The following is a 14,278-nucleotide window of genomic DNA, read 5'->3' as shown; positions in this document are numbered from 1 at the left end:
CCCCGAGCAACACTCAGGGCCTTACAATTTAAACGCAATACAATGCGCAAATCACGCCTCAACGCGCTGAACCTTGCCAGCCTTAATGCATTTCACGCACACACGAAGGCGAACGTTCTCGCCATCAATGGTGGTGCGAACCGGCTGAAGGTTCGGGCGGAAGGTGCGCTTATTGCGGATATGCGAATGTGAAACAGTGAAACCAGTCTGAGGTCCCTTGCCACATACTGCGCAACGAGCTGCCATAATTGGACTCCTATTTTCTTTGACTTGCAAGTCTTGCGTCATTCAAACACACGAACTACTTACGCAAATTACTTACGCACATTGCATAAACAAATAAGCACGCTTGAACGCACAACTACACAAGTATATCACTTACCAAGACAATCCGCGCGCACGAACTCAGTCTTTTCTTGTAAATCCTTGACTGTCTTGCATCCAAGAAGAGCCATAATCACCCTAATTTGCTTCTGCCAGTTATCAATTTGCAAAGAAAGCGCATCCTCACCTTCATGCATAAGCGTATGCAAAAACTCGCCAGCGACACCAACTGCAGAAGCACCCAAAGCCAACGCACGCACAACATCCAAAGGCGTGCGAACTCCTCCACTTGCGAAAACTTCCATATTTTTTAACGAATCACACTTGCGTATGTCAACCAGCGACTCAACAGTAGTAAGACCCCAATCAGCCAAATAATCACAGTCGCCTAAGTTCCTGCGAGCATTCTCTATTGTTACAAAATTAGTTCCGCCACGACCAGAAACATCTACAGTGCGCACTCCAACATCTTTAAGACGATGAACATCTTTAGCAGAAATTCCGCATCCAGTTTCCTTCACAATCACAGGCACGCTTAGTGCTTCGCACGCACTGACAATAGACTCAATATTGCACAACCAATTTCGAAAATCGCGATCGCCTTCTTGCATAACCAACTCTTGTGCAGCATTTAAATGCACTTGTAACGCATTCGCATGAATCATGTTTACAGCACGCAATGCATCAGACGCACTAGTTCCAGCGCTAACATTTGCCATCACAAATCCATGTGGATTTTCGCTTCTTATGACACTGAAAGTGCTGAGTAAAGTTTCGTCTCGAAGAGCAGCACTCAAAGATCCACTCGCCATAGCAACAGAATTTTTTGCAGCAACTCTAGCAAGACTTGCATTCACTTTTTTAGCAGCATCACTTCCGCCGGTCATTGCGTTAATATATATCGGCGAGCACCAATGCACAGAATCGCATACTTCGCTTCCTAGCACGTTCACGCTAGCGTCAATTTCTTCAAGCGCAACTTGCGGCAAAGCATTCGGCACAAAACGCACTTTGTCAAAATCTGAATCTGCACGAGTTTTATACTGCTTGTCCGCAAGCGCAATATGCGCGTCTTTGCGGTTTTGTATTGTGCAAGATTGAGCAGATTGTGCATTAGGTTCGCGACTCTTAACAAACGCGTCTAATACAATATTTTCAGAAGGCTTACCAGTTCCAAAAATTTCCGTAACATCAATATTCAATGGCTTTATTCCATTGGCTTCCCAAGTAGATTTCATAGTTTCAATTACATTATTGTCATAAATTGTCGACAGCGCAATTGCACAATCTCCCCCGCCTGCGCCGCTAGTTTTTGCAGGAATACCGGCACAAGTCGCAATTTCAATAAATTTTGTAAGTTCATGTGTTTCGATAACAGTTCCAGTAAGAGCACTTAATTTTTGTAACAACGCACGATTTTGAGCAAAACCGCTAGAAATTTCGCTTATTTCAAACTTTTCAATTGCGCGCGCAAGTTTTTGCACGCAAATCTCACTTTGTTTGCAAAAATCTTCGTAAGTAAAAAGTTGATTTTTATTGTCAAAAGCACTAGTTTCGACGCTACTTTCCGTACTACCTTCAGCACTAGTTTTAACGCTACTTTCTACGCTACTTACTAGCTTTGCGCTAGACGCAGGAGAACCAGTCCACCCGACTAAAAGTTTTAGCGACTTATCTACATTTAAACGCTTAACTTCCAGTCGTGGCCACTTTTTGTACAACAACTCACCGAAATCAGAGCATCCGGATTTTACTAGCGTCAGCTCAGCTTCAAGCCACTCTCGGTTATACGCGCGATACATAATCCAACCGCCATAAGAGCTGGCAGCAACATCTCCACCGCTTCCGGATTTTTTAACACTCGACGACGCAATCAATGCTAGCTTGCAAATTTCTGGAGTCGAAAGATTCAAATCATACCATTTGCACAACGCGCGGATAACTGCAACAGTTACTGCAGCAGAAGATCCAAGACCGTATTTTCTACCAGTTTTTACATCATCAAGTTCGCTAAAAATATGCACATTGTAACTTTTTCGGTTAATATTTGGCGCACATTTCTCACTAGCATAAGCGTCGACTACGCCCATTGCAGCGAGCACATAAGCATATTTTCCGTCGTTTTGTATTTCAATACTTCCGTCGGATGCACGCGCCCAAAGAAGCGGTTTATATTTTTCAGCATCTGACGTAATCACACCACAATAATTTCTGCTACTAGGCGCATTTTTCTGCAAATTTTCGCGTAACTCTTCGTTTAAGGTTTCATCACTTATGCTAACTGTTACATAACGATTAACAGCAGCAACAATTGCAGCACAGCCGTCAACAACAGCATACTCGCCAGCAATATAAAGCTTTCCTGGGGCACTAGAGCGCACTTGAGTCATATTATCCGCCTATTTTAAACTCGTACTCACCGTCACAGCGTCACCTGGCAGCGCAATCGCAAATTTCGGCTCGCAATATTCTGTATTACAAAAAACGCTAGAATTACGTAAACCATCCTCAACTCGCGAGCGCAACTGACACATCGCACGATAAGCATCATCTCCAGAAGTAAGCACCTTCACATTTGGACCAGCATCCATCGTAGACCACACCAGCCAACCATCTTTTCGCATATTTTTAACCGCTTCAAGCACAATATGCGTGCTGCTAGTTAAATAATTCACCGACGGAACAGCATTATGCATAGTTTCGTGCATTCCAAAAGCATTGCGTTCAACAACCTCACCCAATTGCTCAATATCTGCTCGCTTAATTGCGTTTTTAGCAATTTCAAGATCGTCTTTCGACTGCTCAACCCATTGCATATACGTTGGCGAAGTTTCAACCGTTCTGCGCATCGCTTCTCGGCTAGAAATCGGCTTTTTGCTATCGTCCAAAGTAACAACAATCATAGCAAGGTTTAAATTTTTAAGCGCAACTTGTGCGTTTTCAATAGGCTCTGCGTAAGATGTTTCGTCGTCGCAACCTGCATGCCAAATTGAAAGTCCTCCAAAAATCGAACGACAAGCTGAACCAGAACCACATCTTGCAAGTCTAGAAAGTTCTCGTGGAGTTAGGTTTAATCCAGCAGCGTACGAGGCAGCAGACGCAAGAGCTGCAAAACCAGACGCGCTCGATGCAAGACCGGCAGCAGTTGGCACAATATTATGCGAAATAACGCTTGCTTTCGTTGAAATTCCTGCAATTTCACGCACCAAATCGAGCATAGCGACTACGCGACGAAAAGGTTTTGCAGACGGCGAAATCTTTTCATTATCTAAAGTAAAAGTATCTTGTTCAAGATTATTCGCAAAACTTACGCTTGTAGTTGTAAACAAATCCGAAAGGGTGAGCGAAAGCGAGGAAGTATAAGGCAAAATCAGCTTTTCATCGCGCTTACCCCAATACTTAATCAGCGCAATATTCGCGTTTGCTTTAGCAAAAGCTGAGTTGGGTGAAAGACTAGCGTCAAACGTTATTTTTGGCTGAATTTCAACATTTTGCATACTGTTCCTTTTGCGGCAGATACGTAATTCTCGTTTGTTAATGTGCTAGTCAATGTTTTAGCAAAACAGTGCGCACAAGCTTCTTTTCTTTAAATAACTGTAAAGTTTATGCTACATTTCAAGTAAAAATAAGATTCAATTTATTGCAGAATCACCTATATTCACAATCCACGTATCGCAAGCTCCTGCATTTTTAAAAGCTTCACTCACTCGCTTAGCAGCATCCTCACTATCAGCCAGCGCAATGACACATCCTCCACCACCTCCGCCAGTAAGTTTTGCACCCAACGCGCCATGTTTGCAAGCAGCATCTACCAAAGTGTCAAGTTTCGCAGTACTTACGCCCAAATCCGCCAAAATACGGTGTGCGAAAGTCATTTGCTTACCCATATTTTCAATACGACCAAACACCAAATCATCTTCTGCAACAGCCGCAATCTCCCCCAATTTATTGAGCTGCGCTCCAACTTCAACAGGATTCGATTCTAAACGAGAATGCAAAGCTTCAACTGTTTCGCGAGTCATTCCTTTGCATCCAGAATCCGCCAAAACAAGCCACGCACGCATGTTAATTTCCATGCGATCAAAACAGCCACGACTAAAACGCACAGGCCAGGAAGCAGCGGTTGCAGTGGCATCCAAGCCTGAAGAACGTCCGTGAGCCACGCACTCAGCAGTCTGCGTCAACTTAAAAATCTCATCATCGCTAGCTGAAACGCCATAATAGTCAAGAATCGCACGAATTATAGCACCAGCAGCAGCCGCAGACGAGCCAAGACCTCGTTCTGCTGGAAAATCAGACTCGGTAAAAATGTGCAAATTCTCACCGCTCCACCCTGCAAACTCTAGCGACGCGCGAATTGCTGTTTGTATGCTATTAAAGCGCGTAGGAATTTCGGAAAGTTTGCCAGTAAAGTCAAGGCACGAAAGAGTTATATGTGAATCGAGATTCGTCGTAGATGCTAAAGATTCGCGTGATGCAGATGCTAAAGATTCACACGAAGCAGAAGATAAAGATTTACACGATACAGGTACTAAAGATTCATTGCAATTAGTTACGACAGCGCGCATACGCAAGTTTTTAAGCGGCAAAGCTATTGCAGAATGACCATAAACCACGGAATGTTCGCCAAAAAGAATAACCTTCGCGCAAGTTTCGCCGTATCCTTTGTGATTGCTGTATTTTATTGCGTTTTCGAGATTCGTAATTGCGGAAGGTGTAATTGCGGAATTTTTACAAGCATACTCTTCGTCATTGCGAATAGCAGATATGCTGGCATCTTGCGCTTTTGCGTTCATACTAAACTCGTCGGCCAGTTCATATTTGCTTTCCAGCACAGTTTGCATCTCCTTGATAATTTCGTAATTTTCCAACTGTTCTAATTTAGTCGAGTAGAACTTAAAAAACTACGTTACGCACGTGACACTTACAACACATTCACATTTTCAAAATATTGCAGCATAAAAAAACTCTGCGCAGCATCGCAATGAGAAAACTCAATACAACGCAAACGCAGAGCTAATGCTTAAGTTCAATCCACATGTATTACAAGCAGAAAACCACTAAAAGCAAGAATCTGCTTGCTACAACATGTTTTGTAAAATTCACAAAGCTACTTACTCAGCCACAACCTTAACAGTAAAGGAAGCGGTGATTTCCGGATGCAACGTTACGGTTGCTGGGAACTCACCAGTGGTCTTAATAGTAGCAACCTTAATTGCGCGAGCCTCAACTTGAGCCTTGGAAGCCAAAGCGGCAGCAATCTTCTCGGCAGAAACGCCACCGAAAAGCTTGCCGGATTCGGAAACCTTAGCAGAAAGCTCCACAACGGTACCTTCAATCTGAGCCTTAGCTGCAACTGCCTCTTCACGAGTGGCAACAGCCTTGGCAAGACGAGCGCGACGCATTGCTTCAATCTGGGAAGCAGCACCCTTGTTCCATGCAAAAGCAAGACCCTGAGGAATCAGGTAGTTGCGTGCATAGCCAGCCTTAACTTCAACAACGTCACCAGAGTGACCGAGGTTGGCAACAGTCTTGGTAAGAATAACCTTGGTTTCAGCCATATTCCTATCCTCTCAATCAGCGACCGGTAGTGGCGTAAGGAAGCAAAGCCATTTCGCGAGCATTCTTCACTGCCTTCGCGATCTTGCGCTGTTCCTGCACGGTTACGCCGGTGATACGACGGGAACGAATCTTGCCGCGGTCAGAAACGAACTTGCGCAGCAAAGCAACGTCTTTATAATCAATTTCAGTAATCTTGGCAGCCTTCAAAGGATTTGGCTTCTTCTTGAAAGGCTTGACCGGTGGTTGCGGCCTTTTGCGTGACATAAGATGTCCTCTCTCAAATCCGTTATGCTTTTTGCATAACATGTAACTGATGATGTATTTATAAGGATTAAGTAAGCGCGTAAATAAGTGCATAAATAAACAAATAAATACGCTATCTATAGCTCAACTAAAACGCTAGAACTCAGGTTCTTCAGAATCGCCGCCAAAATCAGAATTAGCACCGAAAGTTGAAAAACTATCGTTTGTTGGCGCAGCAGCACTCCACGGATCAGCCGCTGAAGAACTTGCAGCATGCTGAGAAGCAGCCTGGCTAGCAGCATAATTTGCTCCGCCAGCATAACCTACGCCAGCAGCATTTGATGCGCGCGAGCCACCAGCAAAACCTGTTGAAGAGCTTTGGCGGTTAACTTGCGCAGTTGCATAACGCAAAGATGGACCAATTTCGTCAACCGTAAGTTCAACAACTGTGCGATTCGAGCCGTCTTGCGCTTGATACGAACGCTGCGACAACCTGCCCTGAGCAATCACGCGCGTGCCTTTAGAAAGGCTGTTTGCACAATGTTCTGCCAAGTCTCTCCACGCTGAGCAACGCATAAATAATGCAGGCCCATCCTCGAACTGATTCGTATTACGATTAAACGTTCTAGGTGTGGATGCAATGGTAAAGCTCGCAACAGAAGCACCGTTGGAAAGTGCCCTTAATTCAGGATCCGAAGTGAGATTTCCCACGACGGTAATAATCGTTTCACCTGCCATATCGTGCCTTTTCTTTCTCGCTTTACTCGTAATCACATATCAGTGATTACTGGCAATTTTGTGCGCAACTTATGCGCGGTTGTTTACGTATTTATTTAGCTTAACTAGTTTTTATTTAATTCACTAGAGCTTACTTAGTTTTGCTAGTTTTTACTTAGCGTCCTTGCGAAGAATCTTCGTGCGGATTACAGATTCATTAAGGTTCAAAACACGGTCAAGTTCGTCACTTACAGATGGCTCGGCAGTGTAGTTCACCACAACGTAGTTACCTTCGGTTTTGCCTTCAATTTCGTAGGCAAACTTGCGGCGACCCCAGTAATCGGTGCCGTCAACGGAACCGCCCTCGTTGGTGACAAGCTCAAGATACTGCTCGGTCAACTTCTTAAGACCGTGCTCATCCAGCTCAGGATTTGCAATGAACATCAGTTCATACTTATGTGCAGACATCACCCACCTCCTTCGGACTATCGGCTGTGGACCTTCCACAGCAGGAGTGTGTTTGCAAAATATGCGCGATATGTTTGATGATAAGCACCAAAACCGCACACAACTTTGCTATTTTACAGCACGCTCATGACGACGAGAGTTACGCGCTTAAACGATGGTGTCAGGCGGCAGAAACTTTACAGCAGCGTAAAGAAAAAGCCGCGAAACCAGCAAATAACGACAGAAACTTTACAGTTGCGTAAAAAGAGGACGAAGACGTGAACACGAGCGTGCAGAGCACAAAATTGTCATAAAAAAACTTAGTCTAGCGCACCTTTCAGCACACTAGACTAAGTAATTCACAGAAAAACCGACTCAACGATCAACCAATAAGCTAAAGCCCAAATGATTCATCACTGAATCAGATTTCAGCTTAGTGACGGATCTTGCGAAGAGCAGCACCCATGCCAGCAAGCACAGAAGCAGCAACAGCAGCCAAAGCTACAGCAGCACCGGTCTTAGCCAATGGAGCAGCCTTCTTATCAGACTTCTTGTCAGACTTCTTGTCGTTAGCCTTGTCATCAACCTTCTGACCATGACGCTTGAGGTAGTCAGCGACAGCCTTGCACTCGAGAGAATCCTTACCGTAAAGCTTCACACACTTCGCGTAATCCATGTCCTTATTGCCAAATGGAGAATGCTCATACTTATCATTCTCGTCTTCAGCCTTAGCCTTAGCCTCCTTATCAGCCTTCTCCTTAGCCAAACGAGCATCAAGCTCTCCAGCGTCTTCAGTCTTATAGAATGACTTATTATAAGTAGGTTCAGCAGGAGCTGCAGGAGCAGCAGGAGCAGCAGGAGCAGCAGGAGCAGCAGGAGCAGCAGGAGCAGCAGGAGCAGCAGGAGCAGCAGGAGTCTCAGCCATTGCTGGGACAGCAAAAGCGAAACCAGAGAGGAGGGTGGCGCCAGCAGCGAATGCGGCGATAGCCTTCTTATTCAACATAATATTTTCCTTTCTTCTTCTCCTTCGCACTAGGGTATGCGAAGAAAAATTTGCCATTTGCGGTTTCCCGCTCGTACCAGTGAACTAGGGATTCAACCGGTAACTGAGTTAAAACTTACCGCAAGCTCTCAGAAAACTCAACACTAAAATTCAGGTTTCTCAGCATCAAAAATACAAAAAATCTTGATAAATATTCGTTATATTCATTAAAAAGCAGAAATATTTACGGCATTTTTCTGTATTTTTTGATAAAAATTACGCGACACGCCATATACTGGATTTTTTTAACATTTTTTCAGCTTTCTTTAAGGTTTGAGTTTTGTGATTTCTCTAACAGCCTTATAAAACAACAAAAAACGCAATATTTAACCATCGGCACGCTTTATTTAAACATAGCAAAATTTGTTTAAACATCGGCACACTTGAAACCAAACCAAACAGCAAGAACAAAATGCCCGAGTAAATAACTCACTCGGGCATTAAAATCATCAGCGCGCAAAATCAAACTTTGCAAAAATACTTGCAAAATACTAATCAAGCAAATCGTCAGAATCTTCAGAATTTGCTAAATCGTCACCATTAGATGCATCAAGAACATCTCGCTCGTCAATAACAGGTGCCAAAACCAAATCCTTTACAAGCTCACGCGTGCGAAGCTGAGAATCAGCATCCAAACCATCGTCGGTAATAACAGTATCAACCTGATCAAAACGAGCAAATAGCGAAAGCGACGTACAACTCCATTTAGTATGATCCGTCAAAATAATCGTGCGATCCGCAATATCCATTAACGCCATATCAGTAGCAGCTTCCAAAGAATTTGGCATAAGGAATCCGCGAGGAAGAGACACAGAATGCGTGCCAAGAAAAACGGTATTCACACGAAGAGAAGCAACAACTTTATCTGCAATAGGCCCAACAAGCGAATTGGAACGCGTAATCACGCCGCCGGTAACAATAACCTCGACATCCTTCGACTCTAAAGCTTGCACAAGCTCCGCAACAGGAATCGAATTAGTCAAAATCGTAATGCCAGAAGCCCTGCGAGACTCGAGCAAATGCTGCGCAAACACATAAGCAGTGGTACCGCCGCCAATAGCAATCACATCCCCAGGAGAAACATAGTCCACAGCCAAACGCGCAATCGCATCCTTCAAACCAATGTCCATTTGCGACTTTACAGAAAACAGCGGCTCCGAAAGCAGAGTATTAGTCGTTACAGCACCGCCGTGAACGCGCTTTAAAAGCCCACGATCCGAAAGCTCTGCGATATCCCTGCGAACCGTCATAGCAGAAACGTTCAGTTCTTTAGAAAGCGCAGTAATGCGAACAGCACCGCGCGTACGGAGACGACTTAAAATCAAATGTTGACGCTGTGAAGAAATCATACGAACATTATCGCACACGTAAACGCAAAAAACAAACGTAATTGAGCGTTTCAGGGCATTAAAACGAAAAGAACGCACATTTTGTTGTCAAGTAAAGCAGGTTTTGTGAAAAATCGCACAAAAACGAACGCGTACTAAGGAAGAAAACGCACAAAATACACTAAGGAATGGCGTATATAACAATAATGCCCTACTATATAAATATGTATTACGTTTCTGAACACTCATTACACAATGTCGTCAATAAAACAACGACAGACCTTTTTACATTCTCATACAAACACATTATTAAACCGCATTTCGTTTTTAACATTCCTCCAGACGAAGCGCATGATCGCATGATTAATTTTTGCAAATTTAGCGAGCGCACTCCTGGGTTAATGTGGCTTCTTCGCGAAATGCTTAACTACACAGACCCGGTGCTAGAAACTAACGTTATGGGTGTGAATTTTGCAAACCCGTTTGGCTTAAGTGCAGGACTAGATAAAAATTGCCAAATGGCAACCGTGCTAGACAACGCCGGCTTTGGATTTGAAACAGTTGGCTCTACCACAAGCCGACCATGCGAAGGAAATCAAAAACCTTGGTATCATCGCCTTCCAGAATATGACTCTATTCTTGTACACGCAGGACTAGCAAACGATGGCAGCGAAGCCGTTGTTGCACGAGCCGAGAAAGCTTGGACGCACGCAAAATCTATGAATATGTCTATTTCTATTGCGCGCACAAACGACGACTTAGTTGGCGACTTGGAAGAAGGAATTGAAGACTACCATATTTCTATGGAACGTGCAGCCGGAAAAAGCTCAATAATTGAAGTAAATATTTCATGCCCGAACACGCGTGTGGGTGAACCATTTAGTCAGCCGGAAGCACTTGACAAATTATTCACCGATCTTGACACTATTAAGCGACCTCAGCCAACGTTAGTTAAGATGCCGCTTAATTTACACGGCGGTTGGGAACAGTTCAAATCTCTGCTTGACGTACTTGCCGAACATAAAGTTGACGGAGTAAGTATTGCAAACTTGCAAAAGAATCGCGCAGGACTTGATGTTCCGGAAGATTGGCAAGGAGCACTTTCTGGAGGTCCTACCTATAGCGCAAGCAACGATCTTATTCGACGCACGCGCAAAGCTTTTGGTGAACGTTTTGCTATTGCAGGCATTGGCGGAGTATTTACGCCAGAGCAAGCATATGAGAAGATTCGCTCAGGTGCTGACTTGGTTATGTTTATTACGTCACTTATGTACAGAGGACCACAGCAAATCACGACGCTGAAACGCGGACTTGCGGATCTTTTGAAACGCGACGGCTTTGAGCATGTTGCAGACGCAGTTGGTGCGGATTTGAACTAGCACAGTGCGTATTTGCGCTAAAAATGACCCTTACTTTGCTCACAATCAAGTAGCATAAGTAAGGGTTTATTTGTATAAGGAACAGCACAAAACAACTTAGTATTTAGTAAGTTAACTAGCAATTACGAGTTAACAAATACCATTTAGTAATTATCAGTTTCTGAATCACCATAGTCGTCGCGGCGAGCAGTGCCGTACTGATCTTGCATGTTCTTTTGCGTCTTAGCTTCTTCCTGCTGTTCTTGTGCTGCCTGCTTTCTGGCGTCTTCATCTCGCTTCTGCTGATCAGTTTTAACAGTATTTTTAGGCGTGCCAGGCAGAGTTCCACCGGCAGTGTACTTTGGATCAGGCTTGCCATAATCGTTGTCAACAGGAATGTTAGCAGCTTTCAAATAGTCGTTCATAAACTGTTTCCACGCTGGGGTTGCAATATACATACCATACCAGGCTGCCCTTGTGCGACCGTTAATAGTCATGCCATTAAAGCTTTTCTGTGATTCAGCGTTACCAACTGCCACAAACGAAGCAACTTGATACGGCACAAAACCAGCTGTAGTCATGTAGTACTGCTCGTTAGTACCAGTTTTTGCGAAAGTCTTGCGACCGCCATCAAGTTGTGTAGTTGAAGCCTCGCCGCCAGGTTGCACAACACCCTGATTCAGCGCATAAGCAGCAGTTTGAGCGATTCCCTTTGGAATTGCTTGATGGCAATGCGCACTAGGAACTTTCAAACGCTTACCGTTTTTGTCAACAACTCGCTTAATAGCAATAGGATCACATGCCACGCCATCAGCACCAATAGTTGCATACACATTCGCCACAGTTAAAGGCGAAGCTTGCACAGAACCAATCGTCATAGGCGGATTAAGCGAGTTAGCAGAATACACGCTTTCCTGACCAAGAGGCGAATTGTGGTAGCCAAGTATGCGAGCAGCATCCGCGATTGAACACAGCTTAATTTGCTGAGCCATAGAAGCCTGAGTAGTGTTATGCGAGCGCACAAGACCTTGCAAAGGAGTTTCCGGATTAGTTGTGCCACCACCAGAGTTTTGAACTGACCAACTACCAACTCCGCGGAATTTGCTGCAATTAAAATCAGCATTATTATAAAGCATAGAAGTGCGAAGAGGCTGATTAATTGACTTTCCAGCAAGCATCCACGCAACCATATTAATTGGCTTCCAAGTAGAACCAATTTGCCAACCAAGACCGCCACCATCGCGCTCATCTACAGCGTAGTTCAAAGCAGTATGCGTAGGATCTGATTTTGCAGCATCCGTAGCATCATAAATACGATTACTGCCGAACGCCAAAACTTCACCAGTTCCAGGCTTAATTGCCGCAATTGAAACCTCAAAACCGCTCTTATCGTTCACAGGAATCGTATCTCTAGCAGCTTTCATAGCAGCCTTGCTAGCACGCAAATCCATAGTTGTGTAAATATCAAGACCACCCTCAGTAAGCAACTTTTCTCGCATGGCAGCAGTTTTACCAAACTCGCGAGAGTGCAAAATTTTCTTCGTCACATAATCGCAGAAGAATGCTGCGTCGCCTGCAGCTTGACATCCAATTTTAGAAACTTCCCTCTGTATGTTAAGAGTGCTTTTAAGAGGAATAGTAACAGCGGAATCATGCTCGCTCTTAGTAATAAAACCTTGACGAAGCATTAAATCAAGTACAATATTGCGCTGCTTTTGCGCTTCAGGCTGATTTGTTTCAATAGAAGGATCATAACGCGAAGGATTCTTTGTAATTGCAGCAATAGTTGCTGATTGCACAAGATTAAGTTTTGCAGCGCTCGTATTGAAGTAGCGATGAGCTGCAGTTTCTACGCCGTAAATATTATTGCTACCGAACTGCGCAATATTTAAATATCCCTGCAAAATCTCAAGTTTAGAGTATTTTTTCTCCATTTGAATTGCAATAAGCATTTCGCGTAATTTACGTGCAATAGTGCCTTCAGAAGCGTGATACTCAGCTAAAGAATCGTTATTTTCGCGAGCCTTAATCATAAGCACATTTTTTACATATTGCTGGGTTAGGGAAGAGCCACCTTGCATATCTCCCTTTTTAACGAATGTTTGCACGAATGCGCGAATAACACCTTGCATATCTACGCCGGAATGCTCAAAGAATCGACGGTCTTCACGAGCAACCATTGCTCGCTGCATATATTGCGATATGCGTCGAAGCGGCACTACAGTGCGATTTTGAGCATAAAAAGTTGCAATAATAGTTTTGCCATCAGAAGCGTAAAGTCGCGATTTTTGCGGCAACGCGGTAACATCAAAATCGATGCCGTCAACGCGAAGTGAAGGCACTACTGTTTTCACTACACTATTCACGCTCATTACGCCAGGAACAAACATAATACTTGCTGCAATACCTCCTGCAACACACAAAGTGATGTAGGTAAGGAACAGCGCTAACACACGGCGAACAGTCAGTGAATTCTTTTTCGGCATGCGTACTATTTTAAAGGTTTGCCTCTACTTGAAAACTGACATCATAAACATTCGCATTTTAACGTTCAGCTCGACGAATAAGCATGCCAGGCTTATAGATAATAATTGACCTGCCTTGGCGCATAATCCAACCCCTGTTTGCAAAATCCATAAGCGCTTTGTTAACTGTTTCGCGTGACGAGCCAACAAGTTGCGCAAGCTCTTCTTGCGTTAAATCATGCGGCACAAGCAAGCCATCGCTCATAGGCTCACCAAATCTTGAAGCTAAATTCAGCAAAGTCTTTGCTAAACGAGCAGGAACATCCATAAAAACTAAATCGGAAATTCGCTCATTATTTGCTCGCATGCGCGCTGCAAGCACTTGAAGCATATCTACTGCAACACTAGGGTGATTGTTTAACCAATGGAATAACACGTCATTTTCTAGCCATAAAACTCTAGTATTGTTGGTAATAGATATTGCTGAAGCTGTACGAGGACCGCCGCTAGGGTCAAAAACGGGAATTTCGCCTAGAATTTCGCCAGGAGTGTGAATACTTAACAATTGCACACGATTGTCGTTTGAATGACGAACTAATTTTACTCTTCCACGCTCAAGCAAGTACATTCGATGGTCAGTATCGCCTTCATTAAAAATTGCAGAACCTTTTTTAAATGTTGATTCTTGTAAATACTGCATCAATTCTTTTACTTGATCAGCTGGAACTTGCTTAAACAATGCGGTATGTTGCAGTGAAAATTCATCGCTGTCAACGTTGAGTGTTGCCATTG

13 protein-coding genes are annotated in these 14,278 nt (G+C 43.9%); 1 reads left to right on the top strand and 12 read right to left on the bottom strand.

The genetic code is table 11. The features are described 5' to 3' along the window. Window positions 1-51: 51 nt before the first annotated feature. The 10 genes from rpmB to HXT41_RS05940 all read right to left on the bottom strand — a co-directional run bounded on the left by rpmB (window position 52) and on the right by HXT41_RS05940 (window position 9,684). Window positions 52-246, bottom strand: coding sequence for a 50S ribosomal protein L28 (rpmB, locus tag HXT41_RS05985; protein ID WP_012913853.1), 195 nt, complete (start codon window positions 244-246; stop codon window positions 52-54). Between the two features lie 128 nt (window positions 247-374). After that, complete coding sequence (gene fni / locus HXT41_RS05980) at window positions 375-2,714, bottom strand: type 2 isopentenyl-diphosphate Delta-isomerase (protein WP_415693577.1); 2,340 nt, start codon at window positions 2,712-2,714, stop codon at window positions 375-377. A 9-nt stretch (window positions 2,715-2,723) separates the two neighbouring features. Further along, a complete protein-coding gene (gene mvaD, locus HXT41_RS05975; RefSeq protein WP_103013808.1) occupies window positions 2,724-3,821 on the bottom strand; it encodes a diphosphomevalonate decarboxylase in 1,098 nt (365 codons plus the stop codon). A gap of 135 nt (window positions 3,822-3,956) precedes the next feature. Beyond that, a complete protein-coding gene (gene mvk / locus HXT41_RS05970) occupies window positions 3,957-5,159 on the bottom strand; it encodes a mevalonate kinase (RefSeq protein WP_421788640.1) in 1,203 nt (400 codons plus the stop codon). Window positions 5,160-5,438: 279 nt separating this feature from the next. Beyond that, entirely contained in the window at window positions 5,439-5,885 is a 447-nt protein-coding gene (gene rplI, locus HXT41_RS05965; RefSeq protein WP_102703364.1) for a 50S ribosomal protein L9, read from the bottom strand. Between the two features lie 16 nt (window positions 5,886-5,901). Next, entirely contained in the window at window positions 5,902-6,150 is a 249-nt protein-coding gene (gene rpsR / locus HXT41_RS05960; protein ID WP_004105399.1) for a 30S ribosomal protein S18, read from the bottom strand. 135 nt (window positions 6,151-6,285) lie between these two features. Beyond that, a complete protein-coding gene (locus tag HXT41_RS05955) occupies window positions 6,286-6,867 on the bottom strand; it encodes a single-stranded DNA-binding protein (RefSeq protein WP_410309389.1) in 582 nt (193 codons plus the stop codon). Between the two features lie 150 nt (window positions 6,868-7,017). Then, window positions 7,018-7,314, bottom strand: a complete 297-nt coding sequence (rpsF, locus tag HXT41_RS05950) for a 30S ribosomal protein S6 (RefSeq protein ID WP_004574062.1) — start codon at window positions 7,312-7,314, stop codon at window positions 7,018-7,020. Window positions 7,315-7,726: 412 nt separating this feature from the next. After that, a complete protein-coding gene (locus tag HXT41_RS05945) occupies window positions 7,727-8,296 on the bottom strand; it encodes a peptidase (RefSeq protein ID WP_421788638.1) in 570 nt (189 codons plus the stop codon). A gap of 530 nt (window positions 8,297-8,826) precedes the next feature. Continuing rightward, window positions 8,827-9,684 carry a DeoR/GlpR family DNA-binding transcription regulator gene (locus HXT41_RS05940; RefSeq protein WP_064621441.1) on the bottom strand — a complete coding sequence of 286 codons (858 nt, stop codon included), beginning with the start codon at window positions 9,682-9,684 and terminating at the stop codon, window positions 8,827-8,829. A gap of 203 nt (window positions 9,685-9,887) precedes the next feature. Between HXT41_RS05940 and HXT41_RS05935 the strand changes: the two genes are divergently transcribed. Further along, window positions 9,888-11,042, top strand: a complete 1,155-nt coding sequence (locus HXT41_RS05935; RefSeq protein ID WP_248893607.1) for a quinone-dependent dihydroorotate dehydrogenase — start codon at window positions 9,888-9,890, stop codon at window positions 11,040-11,042. A gap of 143 nt (window positions 11,043-11,185) precedes the next feature. Here HXT41_RS05935 and HXT41_RS05930 read toward each other — a convergent pair whose 3' ends face one another. Together HXT41_RS05930 and HXT41_RS05925 are read right to left on the bottom strand one after the other, a co-directional pair. After that, window positions 11,186-13,507 (bottom strand): transglycosylase domain-containing protein, encoded by a 2,322-nt coding sequence (locus tag HXT41_RS05930; protein WP_421788636.1) that lies wholly within the window; start codon window positions 13,505-13,507, stop codon window positions 11,186-11,188. 58 nt (window positions 13,508-13,565) lie between these two features. Beyond that, window positions 13,566-14,276 carry a Crp/Fnr family transcriptional regulator gene (locus HXT41_RS05925; protein ID WP_004110206.1) on the bottom strand — a complete coding sequence of 237 codons (711 nt, stop codon included), beginning with the start codon at window positions 14,274-14,276 and terminating at the stop codon, window positions 13,566-13,568. Between the last annotated feature and the right edge of the window lie 2 nt (window positions 14,277-14,278).

Origin of the sequence: Gardnerella sp. DNF01189, assembly GCF_049244195.1 — a bacterium.
GTDB lineage: Bacteria > Actinomycetota > Actinomycetes > Actinomycetales > Bifidobacteriaceae > Bifidobacterium > Bifidobacterium swidsinskii.
Note: the sequence above shows the minus strand (reverse complement) of the source record. Positions and strands in the feature narration are given on the sequence as shown.

Excerpts from the sequence above, each read along its gene's own strand:
- rpmB (WP_012913853.1), bottom strand. The coding sequence starts at position 246 with ATGGCAGCTCGTTGCGCAGTATGTGGCAAGGGACCTCAGACTGGTTTC.
- HXT41_RS05945 (WP_421788638.1), bottom strand. The coding sequence starts at position 8,296 with ATGTTGAATAAGAAGGCTATCGCCGCATTCGCTGCTGGCGCCACCCTC.
- fni (WP_415693577.1), bottom strand. The coding sequence starts at position 2,714 with ATGACTCAAGTGCGCTCTAGTGCCCCAGGAAAGCTTTATATTGCTGGC.
- rplI (WP_102703364.1), bottom strand. The coding sequence starts at position 5,885 with ATGGCTGAAACCAAGGTTATTCTTACCAAGACTGTTGCCAACCTCGGT.
- HXT41_RS05930 (WP_421788636.1), bottom strand. The coding sequence starts at position 13,507 with ATGCCGAAAAAGAATTCACTGACTGTTCGCCGTGTGTTAGCGCTGTTC.
- rpsF (WP_004574062.1), bottom strand. The coding sequence starts at position 7,314 with ATGTCTGCACATAAGTATGAACTGATGTTCATTGCAAATCCTGAGCTG.
- rpsR (WP_004105399.1), bottom strand. The coding sequence starts at position 6,150 with ATGTCACGCAAAAGGCCGCAACCACCGGTCAAGCCTTTCAAGAAGAAG.
- HXT41_RS05955 (WP_410309389.1), bottom strand. The coding sequence starts at position 6,867 with ATGGCAGGTGAAACGATTATTACCGTCGTGGGAAATCTCACTTCGGAT.
- mvaD (WP_103013808.1), bottom strand. The coding sequence starts at position 3,821 with ATGCAAAATGTTGAAATTCAGCCAAAAATAACGTTTGACGCTAGTCTT.
- HXT41_RS05925 (WP_004110206.1), bottom strand. The coding sequence starts at position 14,276 with ATGGCAACACTCAACGTTGACAGCGATGAATTTTCACTGCAACATACC.
- HXT41_RS05940 (WP_064621441.1), bottom strand. The coding sequence starts at position 9,684 with ATGATTTCTTCACAGCGTCAACATTTGATTTTAAGTCGTCTCCGTACG.
- HXT41_RS05935 (WP_248893607.1), top strand. The coding sequence starts at position 9,888 with ATGTATTACGTTTCTGAACACTCATTACACAATGTCGTCAATAAAACA.